This is a genomic window from Rathayibacter sp. VKM Ac-2927 (assembly GCF_022815525.1).
GTDB lineage: Bacteria > Actinomycetota > Actinomycetes > Actinomycetales > Microbacteriaceae > Rathayibacter > Rathayibacter festucae.
Map to the genome: position 1 here is coordinate 441,998 of NZ_JALGRT010000003.1, position 19,316 is coordinate 461,313.

Sequence of the window (19,316 nt, forward strand, 5' to 3'; positions counted from 1 at the left end):
CGCTAGCCCCTCGGCCACCCGCCGGGCACTCCCCCTCCGCGCGACGCCGATGCCCTACGAGCGCCGCTCCAGCGCGGCCAGCAGGTACGGCGCCGTCCGGCTGCCCTCCGCCCGCGCGACCTGCTCCGGCGTGCCGGTCGCGACGATCGCGCCGCCGGCGTCTCCGGCGCCGGGCCCGAGGTCGATCACCCAGTCCGCGTCGGCGACGATCCGCATGTCGTGCTCGACGACGATCACCGTGTTGCCCGCGTCGACGAGGTGCTGCAGGTGGCCGAGCAGCCGGTCCGCGTCGGCCGGGTGCAGTCCCGACGTCGGCTCGTCGAGCAGGTAGAGCGTGTCGCCGCGCTGCGCCCGCCGCAGCTCCGACGCGAGCTTCACCCGCTGCGCCTCGCCCCCGGACAGCTCCGGCGCGGGCTGCCCGAGCGCGACGTAGCCGAGGCCCACGTCGAGCAGCGCGTCGAGGTGCCGGGCGATCTCCGTCTCCTCGGCGAAGACCTCGCGGGCCTCGGTCACGCTCAGCGCGAGCACCTCGGCGATCGAGCGCCCGCCCCAGGTCACCTCGAGCGTCTCGGCGTTGTAGCGCGTCCCGCCGCACTCCGTGCACGGCGCCTGCACCGTCGGCAGGAAGAGCAGCTCGACCTCCATGGTCCCCTCGCCCTTGCAGACCGGGCAGCGGCCGCTGGGCATGTTGAAGGAGAAGCGGCCGGCACCGTAGTGGCGCCGCTTCGCCTCGGGAGTCGCCGCGAACAGCGCGCGGACGCGGTCGAAGAGCCCGGTGTAGGTCGCGACGTTGGAGCGCGAGGTGCGCCCGATCGGCGTCTGGCCGACCTGCACGACCCGGCGCAGCCGCTCCGCCGGCCCGGTCGCGCTGCCGGTGGTGACGGCGGTGTCCGCGTCGAGCAGCGGGTCGTCGGAGGAGGACTCGTCCGGCTCCGGGCTCTCCCCCGCCAGATCCGCCTGCAGACTCGCGCGCAGCAGATCGGGCAGTGCCCGATTGACCAGCGTGGACTTCCCCGACCCGGACACCCCCGTCACCGCGGTCAGCGCGCCGAGCGGGAACGACACGTCGAGCCCGCGGAGGTTGTTGCGCGCCACGTCGACCAGCCGGACCTGCGCGTCGGGCGTCCGCCGGGCGGGCAGCGGCGGCGTCGGCTCCGCGGTCTCGGGGAAGAGGTAGCGCCGGGTGATCGAGTGGTCCACCTCGCGCAGCCCGTCGAGCTCGCCCGAGTAGACGACGGTGCCGCCGCCCGAGCCGGCCGCCGGGCCGATGTCGACGATCCAGTCGGCCTCGCGGATCACGTCGAGCGAGTGCTCGACGAAGAAGACCGTGTTGCCGCTGTCCTTCAGCGAGCGCAGGATGCCGAGCAGCGCCTCCGTGTCGGCCGGGTGCAGCCCCGTCGACGGCTCGTCGAGCACGAAGACCACGCCGAACAGCCGCGAGAGCACCTGGGTCGCGAGGCGCATCCGCTGCAGCTCGCCCGAGGACAGCGTCGGCGTCGAGCGGTCCAGCGACAGGTAGCCCAGGCCGAGGTCGACGATCGGCGCCATCCGGCCGAGCAGATCCGAGACCAGGCGCTGGGCGGCGAGCCGGGTCTCCGGGGCGAGCGGGCCACCGCCCACCGGCACCCAGTCCCGCTCGAGCACGCGGGCCAGCAGCGCCGCGAGCTCCTCGAGCGGCAGCGCCGAGAGCTCCGTGATGTCGAACCCCTCGAAGCTCACCGCCAGCGCCTCGGGCTTCACCCGCTTGCCGTGGCAGTCCGGGCAGGCGACGCTGACCAGGAACGTGGCCGCGCGCTCGCGCATCCGGGCGCTCTTCGAGCCCGCGAAGGTGTCCATCACGTAGCGCTTCACCCCGAGGAACGTGCTCATGTACCGCGGCTCGGCCCCCGCCGCCACGGCCGCCCGTACCTCCGCCGGTCCGCGATCCGTCCAGACCGGCACCTGCGGCGACTCCTGCGTGTGAAGGATCCACTCGCGCTCCTCGGCCGGCAGGGTCCGCCAGGGCACGTCGATGTCGTAGCCGAGCGAGATCAGGCTGTCGCGCAGCTGCTTGCCGTGCCAGGCGGTCGGCCAGGCCGCGAGCGCGCCGTCGCGGATCGAGAGCGAGTCGTCCGGCACCATCAGCTCCTCGGGCACGTCGTAGACGCGGCCGATCCCGTGGCAGGCGGGGCAGGCGCCCTGGACGGTGTTCGCGGAGAAGTCCTCCGCGAGGAGCATCGGCGCGCCCTCGGGGTAGGTGCCGACCCGGGAGAAGACCATCCGCACCACGGACGAGAGCGTGGTCGCGCTGCCCAGGGTCGAGCGCGCCGAGCCACCGGACCGGCGCTGCGGCAGCGCGACGGCGGGCGGGAGTCCGTCGATCGCGTCGACGTCCGGCACCCCGACCTGATCGATCAGCCGCCGCGCGTACGGCGCGACCGACTCGAAGTAGCGGCGCTGCGCCTCCGCATAGAGCGTGCCGAACGCGAGCGAGCTCTTGCCCGAGCCGGAGACACCGGTGAAAGCGACGAGCGCGTCGCGCGGGATGTCCACGTCCACGTCGCGCAGATTGTTCTCGCGGGCGCCGCGGACGCGGACCCGGTCGAGGCGGTGGTCGTCGGGAGTGCGCGCAGTCATCCGACCAGCCTGCCCTGTTCCGATGTGCGCTGTCCCGATGTGCGCCTAGTCCAGGGTGGGGCGGTAGGAGCGGACCACCGGCGGCGACTCGAGCGCCTCCCGCTTCACGACGTCCAGGCGCTGCAGCAGCGCGGGGAGGGTCGGCGTCATCTCCAGCCGGACCTCGAGTTCGCCGTCCCGGCCGGGCAGCGTGAAGGCGACGTGGGCCGCGGAGGCGCTCCAGAGCAGCCGCTCGCGCAGGGGCCGGGCGGTCGGCTCCTCCGCGAGCCCGCCGACCTCCGCCAGCACCGCGGCGAGGCGGCGGGCGCGCACCTCGGCGGGCACGTCGCTCAGGAGGTTCGGGCTGAACAGCACGCCGCCGGAGAGCTCCTCGGCCCGCGCGGGGTCGCCGGGACCGACGATCGCCGCCTCGACGGCCGCCGCGGCCGCCAGCGTCGACGGGTGCACCGCGATGGTGCGCGCCGGCGGCTCCGCGTCCTCGAGCGCCGCGCGCAGCAGGCCCGTGGCCGCGGCGGCGAGCTTGGCGCCGTTCGTTGTCGCGAAGACCACGACGCCCAGGCCCGACTCGAGGTGCCAGCGCATGTTCGAGGACCAGCCGGGCAGCCCGCCGGAGTGGTGCGCGATCGCTCCGAAGCGGACGTCCTGCTCGATCACGAGGCCGAGCCCGTAGGCGGAGCCGTCGAGCGTGCTCTCCCCGGCCCGCGGGCTGAGCGCGGGCACCGGAGTCCAGCCGCGCTGCATCTCGCGGCGGGAGGCGCGGCTGAGCACGGCCTCGTCGGCGTCCCCGTCGTCGATGCCGCCGTCGGCGCCCTCGAACGCCGACGACAGCCAGCCGCTCCAGCGCGCGATGTCGCCGACGGTGCTGAACATGCTCGCGGCGCAGGCGCCCACGCCGGTGCCGGTGTACGGGCGGGCGGTCCAGGTGGCGCCCTCGTCGAAGCTGCTGAAGCCCTGCGCGAGGTCGGTTCCCTCGGGGTAGGGGTTCACGTCGTAGCGTGTGCTCGCGAGGCCGAGCGGCTCCAGGATCGTCCGGGTCGCGAACGCGACGAAGTCCTCGCCGGAGACGTTCTCGACGATCACCCCGAGCAGCCAGAAGCCGATGTTCGAGTACTGGTAGACCTCGCCCGGCCGCTCGGTGAAGGTCAGACCGCGCGCGATCAGCGCGAGGAACTCGGCCCGCGGCATCGCCATCACGTGGTCGGCCCAGCCGTTGTCCTCGGGCAGCCCCGAGCAGTTGCTGAGCAGCATCCGGAGCGTCACCGGCAGCTCCCGGCCCGCGGCGTCGACAGGATCCACGAACTCGGGCACGTGCGCGCTCACCCGGTCGTCGAGGTCGAGCAGCCCGCGGTCGCGGAGGATCAGCACCGCCGCCGCCTCGAAGCTCTTCGACATCGACGCGATGCGGTGCACGGTGCCGGCGTCCGGCGCGGCGCCGTCGAGCCGGTGCTCCCCGCGACCGTGCCGGGCGATCAGCCCGTCGCGGTCGAACAGCGCCCAGCCCAGCGACGGCGCGACCGGCGCCCCCTCGTCGAACCAGTGCGCGAATCGGTCGAGGAGCTCCGGAGTCATCCCCTCATCCTTCCGCACGCGATCCCTCCGCACTCGCCGCTGGAGTACGCAGCGGGTCGTCCCGGGGCAGCTCCACGAGGATGCGGCGCAGATGGATCGCGACCAGGACGCCCGGGCCCATGCTCGTTCCGGTCGCCGCAGCGCGGGCGTCGACGGCGCGCGCGAGGTCGTCGACCGCCCTCTCCGCCGGCTCCAGGGAGCGGTCCTCCGGCGAGCCGCCCGTCACCACCGCGTCGCCGACCGCGTGGCAGGCCGCGCTCAGCGGCGCCGCCAGCTCGGCGTCGAAGGGCAGCGCGCCCGGGCGGTTCCAGATCGTGTCCGCCAGCGCGGCCGTCATGTCGCGGACGTGGAAGAGCGTCCCGTCCAGGGTCGCGAGGCGGAGGTGGTCGGTCCGGGAGCTGTGCCGGTGCAGCAGAGCGCGCGGATTGCCCTTGCGGCTCTCGTCGCCGTCGACCAGCGCCCGCCGCACCTCGGTCGCGGTCGCCGCGAGCTGCTCGCCGTTGGTCGACCAGGCCTCGTGCTCGGGCGGCCAGGTCTCTTCGAGGGCCGTCGCCATGTCGTGCAGGTGTCGCCCGAGCTGGCGCTCGAACTCGTCGACCCGGGCGGTCGCCGCCTCGGAGGTCAGCCCCGGAGCGACGAGGAGGTTGACCAGCAGCCCGACGACCACGCCGACCGCCATCTGCACGAGGTAGCCGAGCGAGTAGTCCTCCGCCTTCGCGCCGCCGATGATCAGGACGAAGAGCGCCGCCATCGGCACGTACTCGCGGCCCGCGCCGAACCAGCCGGTCCCCGAGAGCACCACGCCGATGCCCACGATCAACGGGATCGTCCACCAGGTCGGGCCGACCGTCACCACGACCAGCACCGCCAGCCCGATGCCGGCTGCGAGCCCGAGGAGCGTCTGCAGCCCGGTCTTCGCCGAGCCCATCAGCGTCGGGTACATGCTGACCAGCGCGCCGAGCGGCGCGTAGTACGGGTACTGCTCGGCGACTCCGGGCACGTGCGGCGCGACGGCCCAGGCGATGCCCACCGCCACCGCGGTCTTCAGCGCGAGCAGCAGCCGCGGGCCGGCCACCGCGTCGCGCCAGGCCCGGCCGGCCCGGGTGAGGCGGGGGCGGATCACGCCCGGTCGTCGGGGTTCAGGACGTCGGGGCGCGGCGCGTCGAGCCGCGCCGCGACGTCGGCCGGGAAGCCGCCGGTCGCGATCGGGCTCCAGCGCGTCGGCGTGATGCGCAGCAGCGACTTGTCCTGCAGGCGCATCGCCGCGCGGTACTCGTCCCAGTCCGGGTGCTCCCCCGAGATGCTGCGGTAGTAGTCGACGAGCGCGTCCTCCGCCTCGGGCATGTGCAGCACCTCGGCGTCGCCGTCGACCTGGATCCACGCGTCGTTCCAGTCGTCGGACAGCACGAGGACCGAGGCCGCGGAACGGCGCTCGGCGTTGCGCGTCTTCGCCCGGCCGGGGTAGGTCGAGATCACCAGGCGGCCCTCGGCGTCGACGCCGCCGGACACCGGCGACATCTGCGGCCGGCCGTCCGCGCGGGTGGTGGCGACGAGCATCCGGTGCCGCGGTCGCACGAAGTCGAGCATGCCGTCGCGGTCGACGGCGGTGGTGGTGGAGACGGTTCTGGCCATGCGGACCAGGCTAACGAGGACCTCTTCCGGACTAGGTGGTTCTACGTGGTCATGTCAGCCCGAGCCCAGGAACGGCGTGCCTCCTCCCCCTGAGAGGGGCCGTGGCCGGGCGGGTGCTGGCGCGGAAGGACGGGGCGGCTGTCGCTACTTTCTGGACGGAACTCCCCCCTCCCGGCCCCGAAAGGACCCCGTGCCCACCTCCTCCCCGCTCTCCCCGCTCTCCCCCTCGCGCCGCTCCGTCGCCGTCGCCGCGGCCTGGTCGCTGCCCGTGATCGCCGTCGCCGCCGCGGCGCCGCTCGCGAGCGCCTCCACCGTGGAGGTCGTCCCCGGCCAGCCGGACACCTACCCGAACCCGACCTTCTCGGCGACGCGCCAGTCGGTCGGCGACCCGAGCCTCAAGGCGACCAACAACACCGGCTACGCGCGCACCGACTTCACCGCCGTCCCCGACGACGGCGACTACGCCTCGTACAAGACCGGCTGGACCTACGTCATCAGCTCCGCGAAGCCGGTGTCGACGATCACCTACGACACCACCAGCCTCGCCCCGGGCGTGCAGGGCGTGCTGACCGACGGCCTCTACACCTACTCCTGGACCCTGACCCGCGCGGCGGAGACGACCTGGGTGCGGGTCAAGCCGACCGCCTTCCCGCAGGAGATCCGCTTCGTGCTGACCGACACCACCTCGAACCCGCAGGGCGTCGTCGGCAACGCGACGGCCACCTCGAAGGCGTAGGGCGCGCGCGGGCTCGCCTACTCGGGCGAGCCCGCCTGCTCCGCCGCGCTCACCAGTCTCCGGAGCCGCAGGCACTGCTCGTGGAGCACCACGACCAGCGTGCTGTCTCGCTCCCCGAGCCACTGCTCCAGCGACGCGTCGAAGAGCACGGCCGCCGTACGGGCCGCGAGCGCCGCGTCCTCCGCCGGGACACTCCGCTCGACCAGCGCGTCTCGCATCGCATCGGTGAGCACCGCCGACTTCAGCAGCTCGCGCTCGCGCAGCGCCGGCTCGGACAGCACGACCGCCCGCCGTGCCGCGATCTCGCCGCGCCAGCCCTCGAGGTCCCCCGCCGCGACCGTCTCGAGCCCGTGCATCAGCAGCCCGAGCGGAGCGAGGCCCTCGGGAGCGCCCGCGATCAGCCGGGAAACCACCTCCGGGAACTCCCGCTCGCGGAGGAACAGCACGTCGCGCTTGTCGGCGAAGTGCCGGAAGAAGGTGCGGGTCGTGAGCCCGGCCCGCTCGGCGATCGACGGCACCGTCGTCGCGGAGTAGCCGTGCTCGGTGAACAGCTCCATCGCGGCGCGCTCGAGGCGCAGTGCGGCGTCGGGGGCCCAGCGTGACATGCAGCCAGGCTAGCCGATGACACGTCGTGCCATCAGGGCTACAGTGATGACACGTCATGCCGTCGAGCACTGGAGAACCCTTGCCCTCGAACACCGCCGCACTCACGAACACCGCCGCGCGACTCCCCTCGCCCCGCGCCGACCTGGTCGTCGGTCCCGCCGCGCTGCACGAGCCCGGGCCCGGCGAGCTGCTGGTGCGCAACCGCGCCGTCGCCGTGAACCCGCTCGACGAGCTGAAGCAGTGGACCGGCGACCTGATGTACCGCTGGCTCCCCTACCCCTCGATCCTCGGCGAGGACGTCGCCGGCGAGGTCGCGGCCGTCGGGCCCGGCGTCGACCGCTTCGCCGTCGGCGACCGCGTCGTCGCCTACGCGGTCGGCATGGAGCGCGGCCGCCGACACGATGCGGAGGGCGGCTTCCAGGAGTACACCGTCGTCCGCGCGGACCTCGCCGCGCCGATCCCACCGCAGCTGGCGCACGAGCAGGCCGTGGTGCTGCCGCTCGCGGTCTCCACCGCCGCGACCGCGCTCTTCCAGAAGGACCACCTGGCGCTGCCCCACCCCTCGACCGAGCCGGTCCCCACCGGCCGGACGGTCGTGGTCTGGGGCGGCGCCACCAGCGTCGGCAGCAATGCGATCCAGCTCGCCGTCGCCTCCGGCCACCGCGTCGTCGCCACCGCCTCGCCCGGCAACCACGCCCGCCTGCGCGAGCTCGGCGCCGACGTCGTCGTCGACTACCGCGGCCCGAGCGCGGTCGACGACGTCGTCACCGCGATCGGCGTCGCGGAGGTGGCCGGGATCCTCGCGGTCGGCACCGGCTCCGCCGAGCCCTGCGTCGCCGTCGCGGCCGCCACCGGAGCTCGCCGGGTCGCCCTCGCCAGCCCCTCGGTCTCCTTCGGCTCGCTGCCGCGCAGGGCGGGGCTCTCGCTCCCGTTCGTGAGGACGATGTCGCGGCTCGTCGGCGCGAACCTCCGCCTCCAGCTCGCCGCCCGCCGTCGCGGCATCCGCGCCCGCTACGTCTGGGGCGCGACGCTGATGAGCAACGAGGTCGGGCCGATGCTCTGGCGCGACCACCTGCCGAGCGCGCTCGCCGACGGCCGCCACCGCTGCGCGCCCGAGCCCGAGGTCGTCGGCACCGGTCTCGGCGCCGTGCAGGGCGCGCTCGACCGGCTGCACGGGGGCGTGTCCGCGCGGAAGCTCGTCGTGCGGCTCTGACCGCGAGCCGCTCGGGTGCGCCACTATGGACCGTGCCGCTCCCCTCCCCCGCCGGACCGTCCGCGCCCTCCGCGCGCTCCTGGCTCCTCGTCGCGCCGTCGCTCGTCGTCCTCGGCTGGGGCGGCAACCAGTTCCTGCCGCTGATGCAGCTCTACCGCCAGCTCGAGGGCTACACGCAGACGCAGGTCACGATCCTGCTCGCCGCCTACGTCCTCGGCATCGTCCCCGGCTTCGCCCTGGCCGGCGGCTGGTCGGACCGCTTCGGCCGCCGCCCGGTGCTGCTCGCCGCCCTCGTCCTGGGGATCCTCGGCAGCATCGTGCTCGCGTGCTCCCCCGCCTCGGTGCTCGGGCTCGGCGTCGGCCGCTTCATCAGCGGGCTGAGCGTCGCAGCGGGGATGGTCGTCGGCACGGCCTGGATCAAGGAGCTCTCGATCGCGACCGGAGCGTCCTCGGCCGGTGCCCGCCGCGCCTCCGCGATGCTCACCATCGGCTTCGGCGGCGGCGCGGGAGTCGGCGGCGCGCTCGCGCAGTTCGGCCCCTGGCCGACCGTGCTCCCCTACATCGTCCAGTCCGCCGCCTGCGTCGCGGCCGTCCTCGTGCTCCTCCGCGCACCGGAGACCCGGGCCTACGACCCCTCCGCCGGACACCTGACCGGCGAGCTCAGCATTCCGCGACCCGCCCGCGCCCGCTTCGCCGCCGTCGTCCTGCCGCTCGCCCCCTGGGTCTTCGCGGCACCCGCCCTGTCCTTCGCGGTCGGACCGAGCCTGGTCGCCGACCGGCTGCCGGGCCTCACCGTCGGCTTCGCGACCCTCGTCACCGTGATCACCCTCGGCTGCGGCTGGGTCACCCAGCTCTTCTCCGGCCCGCTGCTGGTCCTGCTGCGCGGCCGCGGCGCCCTGGTCGGCGGCGCGCTCACCGCCCTCGGCGCTCTGCTGCTGATCCCCGCCGCCGTCGGCCAGCAGCTCTGGCCGGTCCTCGTCGCCGCACCGGTCTTCGGCTGCGGCTACGGCCTCGCGATGGTCTCCGGACTGACCGCCTCGCAGGCCCTCATCGAGACGCGCGACCTGGCGAGCGTCACCGCCGTCTACTACTCCGTCACCTACGCCGGCTTCCTCGTGCCGGCGATCCTCGCGGCGCTGGCCGTCGCCCTGCCGATGCCGCTGCTGCTCGCGGCGACCGCGCTCGCGATCCTCGCGTGCGTCGCGCTCGCGGCCCGTGGACTGCGCCGCGGGTCCGCGCCTACGCTCGGCTGAACCGCCGCCCGCCCGAAGGAGACCCCGTGTCGAAGGTCCGCGTCCACAACTTCTCCGTCTCGCTCGACGGCTACGCCGCCGGGGAGGGCCAGTCGCTCGAGACCCCGTTCGGCCACGCCGGCTCCCGGCTGGTCGAGTGGGCGATGGGGACCCGCACCTTCCGCAGGATGGGCATGCCCGGTCCGGGCGAGGGCTCGCAGGGCGTCGACGAGGCGTTCGCCCGCGCCTGGGCGGACGGCATCGGCGCCGAGATCATGGGCCGCAACAAGTTCGGGCCCCAGCGCGGTCCCTGGGAGGACGAGGAGTGGACCGGCTGGTGGGGCGAGGACCCGGTCTTCCACACGCCGGTCGTGGTCCTCACGCACCACCCGCGCCCGACCGTCACGATGGCCGGCGGCACCAGCTTCCACTTCGTCGACGCCGACCCGGCGACCGCCCTCGAGCGGGCCCGCGAGCTGGCCGGCGGCGGTGACGTGCGCATCGGCGGCGGCGCGGCGACGGTGCGGCAGTTCCTCGCCGCCGATCTCATCGACCGGATGCACGTCGTGCTCGTCCCGATCGTCCTCGGCCGCGGCGAGCGGCTGTGGGACAGGCTCGAGGGCCTGGAGCAGCGATTCCGCATCGAGGCGACACCCTCGCCGTCCGGGGTCGTGCACCTCGTCTTCGAGCGCCGGGAGCGCTAGAACCGCGCCGCGACCTCGTAGAGCACGTCCTCGTCGCCGGCGTACAGCCCGTCGGCGCGCGGCCAGTGCGCGATCACGTCGGTGAAGCCCAGCGCCTCGGCGCGGCCGGCCGAGTCGGCGAAGCGGTCGACGCTCTCGAGCGAGTAGTCCGGCCCGGAGTCGAGCGAGAGGTGCCGCTCGATCGAGCGCGGGTCGCGCCCGGCGACCTCGAGCGCGTCGTCGAGGCGCTGCGAGAGCTCGGCGACCGCCGCCCACCACTCCTCGGTGCTGCGGCCCTCCGGCCCCGTCGTCACCCAGCCCTGCGCCCGCTCGGCCACGAGCGCGAGGCCCTTGGGCCCGTTCGCCGCGAGCACGAACGGCACGCGCGGCGACTGCGCCGGCTCCCCCACCATCCGGGCGCCGCGCGCCGTGAACCAGGCGCCGTCGAGGTCGATCCCGCCCGAGCCCGGCTCCTCGTGCCGCAGCAGCACGTCGAGCGCCGCGACGAACTCGACGTAGCGCTCGTGCCGCTCCCGCGGCGAGTGCAGCTCCTGCCCCAGCACCGTCGCGTCGAAGCCCGTCCCGCCCGAGCCGACCCCGAGGACGAAGCGGCCGCCCGAGATCTCGTCGACCGTCGCGATCTCCTTCGCGAACGGCACCGGGTGGCGGAAGTTCGGCGAGGCGACGAAGGTGCCCAGCCGCAGCGTCTCGGTGACGGTAGCGGCGGCCGTCAACGTCGGAATCGTCGCGTGCCAGACCTGGTCGGCGAGCGAGCGCCAGGAGAGGTGGTCGTAGGTCCAGGCGTGGTCGAAGCCGAGCCCCTCCGCGGACTGCCACTTGCGGCGGGCGGTGGACCAGGGCTCCTGCGGGAGGATGACGATGCCGTGTCGCATCGTCCGAGTGTAGGGAGGGTCCGAGTGCAGGGAGGAACCGCACCGGTACGATGGTCGGCGGTGTGCCGGGAAGTCTGGTCGGCGGACGCGGCCCTCTGCCGCGTTCCCACGCGATCCGACGACCTCCCGAAGGAAGCCCCTCCGTGCCCCACACTCCTGCCTCCGAGCCCACCCACCAGGCGCCGCACGCGATCTGGCGGGGCCTGCGCCAGACGCTGCGCTCCGACGCCGTCGGCGGCGCCCTGCTGCTCGGCGCGACCGTCCTCGCACTGGTCCTCGCCAACTCGCCCGCGGCGGGCTTCTACGAGACCGTCCGCGACTTCGAGTTCGGCCCCGAGGCGCTCCACCTGAACCTCAGCGTCGGCGCCTGGGCGGCCGACGGACTGCTCGCGATCTTCTTCTTCGTCGTGGGCCTCGAGCTCAAGGAGGAGTTCGTCGTCGGCAAGCTCCGCGACCCGCGCACCGCCGCCCTCCCGGTCGCGGCGGCGTTCGGCGGCGTCGCGGTCCCCGCCCTGATCTACGTCGCGATCAACGCGACCGCCGGCCCCGACGCCCTGCAGGGCTGGGCGATCCCGGTCGCCACCGACATCGCCTTCGCGGTCGCCGTGATCGCGGTCGTCGGCAAGAGCCTCCCGGTCGCCCTGCGCACCTTCCTGCTCACCCTCGCCGTCGTCGACGATCTGCTCGCCATCACGATCATCGCCGTCTTCTACACCTCGGCCATCGCCTTCCTGCCGCTGCTGCTCGCGCTCGTCCCGCTCGGGATCTTCACCGTCCTCGTCCAGCGGGGTGTCCGCACCTGGTGGATCCTGATCGCGCTCGGCGTCGCCACCTGGGCGCTCGTGCACGCCTCCGGCATCCACGCGACCGTCGCCGGCGTGCTGCTCGGCTTCGCGGTCCCGGTCGTCGCGACCGCCCGCGCCCGCGTCCGCACCGGAACCGGCAGCGACGGCGAGCCCGAGTACGACGGACTCGCCGCGCACTTCGCCGACCGCTGGAGCGGCGTCTCGGCCGGCGTCGCCGTCCCGGTCTTCGCCTTCTTCTCGGCCGGAGTCACCATCGGCGGCCTCACCGGCCTCGTCGAGTCGTTCCAGGACAGCATCGCTCTCGGCATCGTCGTCGGCCTGGTGCTCGGCAAGCCGCTCGGGATCCTCGCGACCACCTTCCTGATCACCCGCCTGCCCGGTCTCCGCCTCGACCCCGCGCTGCGCTGGCCGGACCTGGTCGGCATGTCGATGCTTGCCGGCATCGGCTTCACCGTCTCGCTGCTCGTCGGCGAGCTGTCCTTCGGCGTCGGGAGCGAGGCCGACGAGCACGTGAAGGTCGGCGTGCTGGCCGGCTCGGTGATCGCGGCGGTGCTCGGAGCGTCGGTGCTGTCGGCGCGGAGCCGGCGCTACGCGCGCCTGCGCTGATCCCGACCCTCCCGCAGACCGCCGGGCCCGAGACAGCAGAAGCGTCTTCATGTTTCGTGGAGACTCTTTTTGTTACTGCTGTGTAAAAGACCGCTCTTTCGACCGGGATCGGCGCGCATTCCTTCAACGTCGCGGGTAAGAATTGCTGCACTCTCAACAGCAGCACCAATTCCTCCCCCGTGCGCCCTGGAAGGTCACCATGTCCTCTCGCTCCCTGCTCCGCCTGTCCGCCGCCGCTGGAACGGCCGCCCTCCTGCTGACGCTGACGGCGTGCAGCGCGGGTGACGACACGTCCTCCGCCGACTCCGCGTCCGGCGTCGCCTCGGAGGCGGACCCTGCCGTGCAGGCGCTGGTCCCCGACGTCATCGCCGACGCCGGCGTCATCCGCATGGGCCTCGACGGCGCCTATCCCCCGTTCGGCTCGATCTCCGAGGAGGACGGTGAGACCCTCGTCGGGCTCGACGCCGACCTCGCCCGCGAGATGGCGGCGCTAATGGGCCTCGAGGTCGAGTTCTCGATCACCTCCTTCGACGGTCTCATCCCCTCGCTGCAGTCCGGCACGAACGACATGGCGATGAACTCGATCGGCGACACCAAGGAGCGCGAGGAGGTCGTCGACTTCGTCACCTACTACCACAACGGCACGGTCGCACTCGTGGAGGCGGGGAACCCGATGGACCTCACCGCGACCGCGCTCTGCGGCGCCACCGTCGCCGTGAATCGCGGCTCCCTCCAGCAGTCGACGATGCTCCCGCCGCAGGCCGAGACCTGCGCCGCGGAGGGCGAGGAGGCTCCGACCGAGGCGGTCTTCGCCGGCACCCCGGAGGCCCTGCTCGCCCTCACCGCCGGCCAGGTCGACGCCGTCCTCGCCGACGTGCCGCCGCTCGTGCTCGCGCAGCAGGCGAACGACGCCTTCGAGATCGCCGGCCCCGCGACGAAGAACCCGAACCCCGGCGGCGTCGCGCTGCCCAAGGACGGCGCCTTCACCGAGGCCGTGCACGCCGCGATGACGGAGCTGATGGCGAACGGCACCTACGACGAGCTGATCGCGAAGTACGGCCTCGAGGACATCGCCATCGAGGAGTCCGTCATCAACGGGGCGAACAGCTGATGACCGACGTGCTCGCTCGCACCGAGGAGCGGACGGCACCGCCGACGATGACCGTGGTGCCCGTGCGCCACTGGGGCCGGCGGATCGTCGCGGGGATCCTCCTGCTGCTGCTGGCCGGCTTCGCCTCGACGGTCGTCACGAACGAGAACTACCACTGGGACGTCGTCGGGCAGTACCTCTTCTCGTCCCGCATCCTGACCGGGCTCTGGCACACGCTCGAGCTCACCGCGATCTCGATGATCGTCGGCATCGCGCTGGGTGTGCTCGTCGCGATCATGCGGGAGTCGACCAACCCGGTCTTCTCGAAGATCGCCTGGCTCTACATCTGGTTCTTCCGCGGCACGCCGCTCTTCGTGCAGCTGCTGTTCTGGGGCTACATCGCGGCGCTGTACCCGACCGTCTCGATCGGACTGCCCTTCGCCGACGGCCCGCTCGTCGAGGCCGAGATGCGCGAGCTGATGACGCCGTGGCTCGCGGCCGTGCTCGGTCTCAGCCTGAACGAGGGCGCCTACATGGCCGAGATCGTGCGGGGCGGACTCGCCTCCATCGATCAGGGTCAGCGCGAGGCCGGCCAGGCGATGGGCATGAGCCGCGCGAGGATCCTGCGCCGGATCATCCTGCCGCAGGCGATGCGGGTGATCCTGCCGCCGACGGGCAACAACGTGATCTCCATGCTGAAGACGACCTCGATCGTGAGCGTCGTCGCCTTCCCAGAACTGCTCTACTCCGCGCAGCTGATCTACGCGGTCAACTACCTCACCGTGCCGCTGCTGATCGTGGCGTCGATCTGGTACCTGCTCGTCACCACGGTGCTCACCGCCGGTCAGCACGTGCTCGAGCGCCACTTCGGCCAGGGCCACGGGCCCACCGGCACCGGCCGGACCGGATTCTGGAGCACCGCGCTGCGCCTGCAGCGACGGAGCACCGGAGCCTCCACCCCCGCCGTCGCAGGACCCACGATCACAGGAGGACAGCCGTGAGCACCCAGTCGCTTCCGATGGTGCGCCTCGAGGGCGTGCACAAGTCGTTCGGCTCGCTCGAGGTGCTCAAGGGCATCGACCTGACGATGGAGCGCGAGAAGGTCACCTGCCTGCTCGGCCCGTCGGGTTCGGGCAAGTCCACGCTGCTGCGCTGCATCAACCACATCGAGCGGATCGACAGCGGTCGCGTCTTCGTCGACGACCAGCTGATCGGCTACACCGAGCGCGACGGCCGCTTCTTCGAGATGAAGGAGCGCCTGGTCACTCGGCAGCGCCAGGAGATCGGCATGGTCTTCCAGGGCTTCAACCTCTTCCCGCACCTGACGGTGGAGCAGAACATCATGGAGGGGCGGGTCGGCATCCAGCGCGTCGCCCCCGCACAGGCCCGAGCCGAGGCGCACGCGCTGCTGGAGCGGGTGGGCCTGCGCGAGAAGGCGACGGCGTACCCGAACCAGCTCTCCGGCGGCCAGAAGCAGCGAGTGGCGATCGCCCGGGCGCTGGCCATGCAGCCGAAGGTGATGCTCTTCGACGAGCCGACCTCCGCGCTCGACCCCGAGCTGGTCGGCGAGGTGCTCGAGGTGATGCGCGACCTGGCCGACAGCGGCATGACGATGATCGTGGTCACCCACGAGATCGCCTTCGCCCGCGAGGTCGCCGACCACGTCGTCTTCATGGACGGCGGCGTCGTGGTCGAGCAGGGCCCGCCGGAGCAGGTCCTGGTGCGGCCGAAGCAGGCCCGCACCCGGGCCTTCCTGCGCGGCGTCCTGCTGGAGGAGAACGAGATCGACGAAGGAGCACGCGCATGAGCAGCACCCGCAGCAGGATCGCCGTCATCGGAGCCGGAGTGGTCGGCCTGTCCGTCGCCGCCGAGCTCGGCCGCCGCGGCCACGAGGTGGTCGTGCTCGAGGCCGGCACCGTCGGCTCGGGGACGTCGAGCACCTCCTACGCCTGGATCAACTCGAACGGCAAGTCGCCGCGCGAGTACTACGACCTGAACCTGCGCGGCCTCGCGCTGATGCACGAGCAGGGCCACGGCTCCGACTGGTTCGTCGGCTCGGGGCACCTGGAGTGGCCCGTCGACGCCGCGCACGCCCGCGACCTCGAGACACGTGTGGCGCGGCTGGAGGGCTACGGCTACCCGGTCGAGTGGCTCGACTCCGCCGAGGCCCGCCGTCGGGCACCCGGACTGCGGATGCCTGACGACCAGCGCGTCGCGTTCTTCCCGAGCGAGGGGTACGTGCATCCGGCCCTGCTGCTGGTCGAGCTGTTCCGCCGCTGCGAGCGGGCCGGAGTGGAGGTGCGCGAGCGCACAGCGGTCACCGCTCTCGAGCCCCGCGGCGACGGCGCGACGGTGCGGACGGCGGACGGTGCGTCCCTCGAGGTGGACACCGTGATCAGCTGCGTCGGCCGCTGGACCGAGCAGCTCACCGGAATGCTCGGCACTCCCCTGCCGATGGTCTCGACCGCCGAGGTCGGCGGCGCGGGGGTCGGCTATCTCGCCGTCACCACCCCGGTCCCCGTCGACTTCGCCCCGCTGCTCAGCCACACCGGGCTCAACGTCCGCCCGGCCGGCGGCGGCCGGTTCCTGCTGCAGTCGACCGTGCTGGACGCCGACGCCGACTCCGCCCGCGCCTACGGGCTCGACTCCGTGGTCGCGACCACCCTCCGCGACCGCTTCCGCGCGCTGTTCCGGCACGCCGGCGGCGCCGAGATCGAGTCCTTCGTGGTCGGGCAGCGGGCGATGCCCGCGGACGGCTGGCCCGCTGTCGGCCGCCTCGCACCCGAGTCTCCGCTCTACGTCGTCGCCACCCACAGCGGAGTGACGCTCTCGCTCGCGCTGGGAGACTGGGTGGCGCGGGAGATCGACGGCGAGGAGCAGGACGCCCTCCGCACCTTCCGGCCGTCCCGGCTGCTCGACCCTGCCGCGCAGTTCACCGCCCCGGTGCCGCGCCTGCCCGGCCAGCAGTGACCCGCCGCACCATCCGTTCCACCCCGATCCTGAGGACCCCGTCATGAAGATCTCCCTGCTCGGCGTCGGCCGCATGGGCCACGAGCTCGCCGTCCACCTGCTGGCCGACGGTCACGAGCTCACCGTCTGGAACCGCACACCCGGGGGTGCCGATCGGATCGTCGCCGCCGGCGCAGCGCGGGCCGACGACCTCGTCGGCGCCGTCGAGGGCGCGGACGTCGTGATGACGGTGCTCTTCGGACCCGACACCGTGCGCGAGGTCGTGACCGCGGCGGATCTGCCGATCCCCGCCGAGGCCGTCTGGCTCGACGTCACGACCGTCGCCCCGGCCGACGCCGACGAGTTCCAGGCCTGGGCCGACGCCCGAGGCACCCGCTACGTGCACAGCCCGGTGGTCGGCACCCTCGCCCCCGCTCGCGCGGGCACGCTCGGCGTGCTGGTCGGCGGTGCAGAGGCGGACGTCGAGCGGGTGCTGCCGCTCGTTCGGCTCTGGAGCGATCCCGAGCGGATCCGCGTGACCGGCTCAGCGGCGAAGGCCGCGGTCGGCAAGCTGATCGCCAATCTCGCCATCGCCGTCAGCCTGCAGGGGCTCGTCGAGTCGTTCCGGCTCGGGCGCGCGAACGGGGTCGACGCCGAGGAGGTGCTGGCGATGCTGGACAAGACCGGTCTCGGCTTCATGGCCGGGATGAAGGGGCCGATGATCCTCGCCGACGGCTTCGCCGACACCCAGTTCTCGGCGGACCTGCTCGCCAAGGACTCGCGGCTGATGCTGCACTCGTCGCCCGACCCGCTGCCCGCGGTGACCGCGATGCTGGAGACGCTGACCCGGGTGCAGCGCGACGGCGACGGCGACAGCGACATCGCGGTCGTCGTGCGCGCCGAGCTGTCCTAGGCGGCCCGGATACTCTGATCCCCGCCCGGGCGACCGCCTCCGGCCGCCCGGCGAGGACGACGACGTCGACGAAGGACATCCCGATGACAGCAGCAGCACGATGACCGCCGTCGAACGGCCCGCGAGCACCGAGCCCCCGACGCTCGGAGCAGGGTTCTCCGTGCCGAGGACGGTAGACGGCGAGCGCCTGGTCGCGCTCTTCACCTCGCTGGTCGAGCCGCTCGCGCGAGCGCTGCCTACCTCGACCGAGGTGGTGCTGCACGACCTCAGCCTGGTGCCGAACTCGATCGTCGCGATCCACGGCGACGTCACCGGCCGTCGCATCGGCGATCCGCCGACCGACGTGCTGCTCGAGCAGGCCGCCCGCGGCTTCGACGACTACAACCTGAACTACGAGTCGACGCTGCCCAACGGCAATCGCATGCGCTCCTCGACGCTGATCATCCGCGACATCGCCGGCCACCCGGTCGCCGCGCTGTGCGTGCACACCGACATCTCGGCCTGGCTGTCGATCCAGTCGCTCGTGACGCAGATGGTGGCCGGATCAGGAGCGCCCGCCGCGGCGCCCGACCGCGGCGAGACCTTCGTGAAGGACGTGGACGAGCTGGCCGCGCTGCTGGTCAGCCAGGCGATCGCGGCGGCCGGCGTGCCGGTCTCCGCGATGAAGAAGAAGCACAAGGTCGGCGTCGTGCTCGAGCTGAAGCACCGCGGCTTCTTCATGCTCCGCGACGCGGTCGACATGATCTCCGAGTCGCTCGCGGTGACCCGGTTCACGATCTACAACTACCTCAACGAGATCGCGGCGGAGGAGCCGGTCGTCTCGGACTGACCCTCGGCCAGCCGCATCGTGCCGCCCGCCCGGGCGGCGAACGCGCGCGCCGTCGCCGCGATCGTGCGCTGCATCACCCTGACCGCCGCCGTCGGCGCGAGGTCCGCCGGGCGGGCGAGGCTGATGGTGCGGCTGAGCGTGGGCTCCTCGAGCCGGATCGAGCGCAGGCCCGGGCGACCCTGCAGCACCATCGCCGGCACGATCGCGACGCCGAGACCGCGCTCGGCGAAGCGCAGCACCGCGTCCATCTCGGCGCCCTCGAGCACCACGTCGGGCACGAGACCGGCGGACGAGAAGGCCGCGTCGGTCGTCCGGCGCAGGTCGTAGCTGGAGTTGAAGACGATCTGCGGGAGTCCCGCCACGGCCGCCAGGCCGAGGGCGTCGCCGTCGGCGAGCGCGGGCTCGGCCGCGGAGGAGACCACCACCAGCTCCTCGACGAGCAGCGGCGTCACCGTGAACGCGCCGACGGCCGCCGCCGTCGAGGTCGTCACCAGCGCGAGGTCGAGCTCGCCGCGCGCGAGCCGGTCGAGCAGGCTGCGCGAGCCGTCCTCGGCCAGGTGCAGCTCGATCGCCGGGTGCGCCGCGTGGAAGGCGTGCAGCACCTCCGCCACGAGGCTGATGCAGAGCGTGGGCGTCGCGCCGAAGCGGACCCGCCCGCGCTCGAGCCCGGCGAGCTCGGCCAGCTCGCGGCGCACCGACTCGGCGTCGGCGAGCATGCGCCGCGCGAGCGGCAGCAGCAGCTCACCGGCCGGGGTGAGCGTGCTGCCGGAGCGCGCCCGCTGGAACAGCTCGGAGCCGAGGTCCTGCTCGAGCGCGGAGATCTGGCGGCTCAGCGACGGCTGCGCGAGGTGCAGCTCTTCCGCGGCACGGGTGAAGCTGCCGAGGCGCGCGACCTCGACGAATCCGGACAGCTGCTCGAAGTTCATCGCCATAGCGTAAGCGC

The 19,316-nt window shown here is 73.2% G+C and carries 18 protein-coding genes; 11 read left to right on the forward strand and 7 right to left on the reverse strand.

The window, feature by feature from the left end; translation table 11 throughout:
• Nucleotides 1-54: 54 nt before the first annotated feature.
• From MT353_RS11220 to MT353_RS11235, 4 genes are read right to left on the reverse strand one after another with little or no spacing between them, the layout of a single operon-like run.
• Nucleotides 55-2,616, reverse strand: coding sequence for an excinuclease ABC subunit UvrA (locus MT353_RS11220; protein ID WP_243624458.1), 2,562 nt, complete (start codon nt 2,614-2,616; stop codon nt 55-57).
• A 45-nt stretch (nt 2,617-2,661) separates the two neighbouring features.
• Complete coding sequence (locus MT353_RS11225) at nt 2,662-4,185, reverse strand: serine hydrolase (RefSeq protein WP_243624459.1); 1,524 nt, start codon at nt 4,183-4,185, stop codon at nt 2,662-2,664.
• Between the two features lie 4 nt (nt 4,186-4,189).
• Complete coding sequence (locus MT353_RS11230) at nt 4,190-5,308, reverse strand: aromatic acid exporter family protein (RefSeq protein WP_243624460.1); 1,119 nt, start codon at nt 5,306-5,308, stop codon at nt 4,190-4,192.
• Nucleotides 5,305-5,817, reverse strand: a complete 513-nt coding sequence (locus tag MT353_RS11235; RefSeq protein ID WP_243599227.1) for a PPOX class F420-dependent oxidoreductase — start codon at nt 5,815-5,817, stop codon at nt 5,305-5,307. The genes MT353_RS11230 and MT353_RS11235 overlap by 4 nt, the downstream gene beginning before the upstream one ends.
• 190 nt (nt 5,818-6,007) lie before the next feature.
• Here MT353_RS11235 and MT353_RS11240 point away from each other — a divergent pair, with 190 nt between their 5' ends.
• Complete coding sequence (locus MT353_RS11240; RefSeq protein WP_243624461.1) at nt 6,008-6,553, forward strand: hypothetical protein; 546 nt, start codon at nt 6,008-6,010, stop codon at nt 6,551-6,553.
• Between the two features lie 17 nt (nt 6,554-6,570).
• Here the strand turns inward: MT353_RS11240 and MT353_RS11245 are convergent, their stop codons facing one another.
• The gene (locus tag MT353_RS11245; protein WP_243624462.1) at nt 6,571-7,158 is read right to left on the reverse strand and encodes a TetR/AcrR family transcriptional regulator; all 588 of its coding nucleotides are present in this window, start codon (nt 7,156-7,158) and stop codon (nt 6,571-6,573) included.
• An 80-nt stretch (nt 7,159-7,238) separates the two neighbouring features.
• Between MT353_RS11245 and MT353_RS11250 the strand changes: the two genes are divergently transcribed.
• Genes MT353_RS11250 through MT353_RS11260 form a run of 3 tightly spaced genes read left to right on the forward strand, consistent with a single transcriptional unit; the run spans nt 7,239 to nt 10,308 of the window.
• Nucleotides 7,239-8,372: a zinc-binding alcohol dehydrogenase family protein gene (locus tag MT353_RS11250; protein WP_243624463.1), complete on the forward strand. Its 1,134-nt coding sequence runs from the start codon at nt 7,239-7,241 to the stop codon at nt 8,370-8,372.
• A gap of 32 nt (nt 8,373-8,404) precedes the next feature.
• Nucleotides 8,405-9,625, forward strand: a complete 1,221-nt coding sequence (locus MT353_RS11255; protein WP_243624464.1) for an MFS transporter — start codon at nt 8,405-8,407, stop codon at nt 9,623-9,625.
• A gap of 26 nt (nt 9,626-9,651) precedes the next feature.
• Complete coding sequence (locus tag MT353_RS11260) at nt 9,652-10,308, forward strand: dihydrofolate reductase family protein (RefSeq protein ID WP_243624465.1); 657 nt, start codon at nt 9,652-9,654, stop codon at nt 10,306-10,308.
• On the opposite strand, the gene MT353_RS11265 is transcribed toward MT353_RS11260, so the two are convergent.
• Entirely contained in the window at nt 10,305-11,180 is an 876-nt protein-coding gene (locus MT353_RS11265) for an LLM class flavin-dependent oxidoreductase (protein ID WP_243624466.1), read from the reverse strand. The genes MT353_RS11260 and MT353_RS11265 overlap by 4 nt on opposite strands.
• A 143-nt stretch (nt 11,181-11,323) precedes the next feature.
• Between MT353_RS11265 and nhaA the strand changes: the two genes are divergently transcribed.
• The 7 genes from nhaA (at nt 11,324) to MT353_RS11300 (ending at nt 18,373) form a co-directional block, all read left to right on the forward strand.
• Nucleotides 11,324-12,592, forward strand: a complete 1,269-nt coding sequence (gene nhaA / locus MT353_RS11270) for a Na+/H+ antiporter NhaA (RefSeq protein WP_374204707.1) — start codon at nt 11,324-11,326, stop codon at nt 12,590-12,592.
• A 199-nt stretch (nt 12,593-12,791) separates the two neighbouring features.
• On the forward strand, nt 12,792-13,703 hold the full coding sequence (locus tag MT353_RS11275) for an ABC transporter substrate-binding protein (protein ID WP_243624467.1): 912 nt from the start codon (nt 12,792-12,794) through the stop codon (nt 13,701-13,703).
• Nucleotides 13,703-14,683, forward strand: a complete 981-nt coding sequence (locus MT353_RS11280; RefSeq protein WP_243599220.1) for an amino acid ABC transporter permease — start codon at nt 13,703-13,705, stop codon at nt 14,681-14,683. Before MT353_RS11275 ends, MT353_RS11280 begins: the two co-directional genes overlap by 1 nt.
• 17 nt (nt 14,684-14,700) lie before the next feature.
• A complete protein-coding gene (locus tag MT353_RS11285; RefSeq protein WP_243599301.1) occupies nt 14,701-15,489 on the forward strand; it encodes an amino acid ABC transporter ATP-binding protein in 789 nt (262 codons plus the stop codon).
• Nucleotides 15,486-16,652 (forward strand): FAD-binding oxidoreductase, encoded by a 1,167-nt coding sequence (locus MT353_RS11290; protein WP_243599219.1) that lies wholly within the window; start codon nt 15,486-15,488, stop codon nt 16,650-16,652. Before MT353_RS11285 ends, MT353_RS11290 begins: the two co-directional genes overlap by 4 nt.
• A gap of 43 nt (nt 16,653-16,695) precedes the next feature.
• Entirely contained in the window at nt 16,696-17,544 is an 849-nt protein-coding gene (locus tag MT353_RS11295) for an NAD(P)-dependent oxidoreductase (RefSeq protein ID WP_243615597.1), read from the forward strand.
• A 100-nt stretch (nt 17,545-17,644) separates the two neighbouring features.
• A complete protein-coding gene (locus tag MT353_RS11300) occupies nt 17,645-18,373 on the forward strand; it encodes a transcriptional regulator (protein ID WP_243624468.1) in 729 nt (242 codons plus the stop codon).
• On the opposite strand, the gene MT353_RS11305 is transcribed toward MT353_RS11300, so the two are convergent.
• A complete protein-coding gene (locus tag MT353_RS11305) occupies nt 18,328-19,299 on the reverse strand; it encodes a LysR family transcriptional regulator (RefSeq protein WP_243599216.1) in 972 nt (323 codons plus the stop codon). The genes MT353_RS11300 and MT353_RS11305 overlap by 46 nt on opposite strands.
• Between the last annotated feature and the right edge of the window lie 17 nt (nt 19,300-19,316).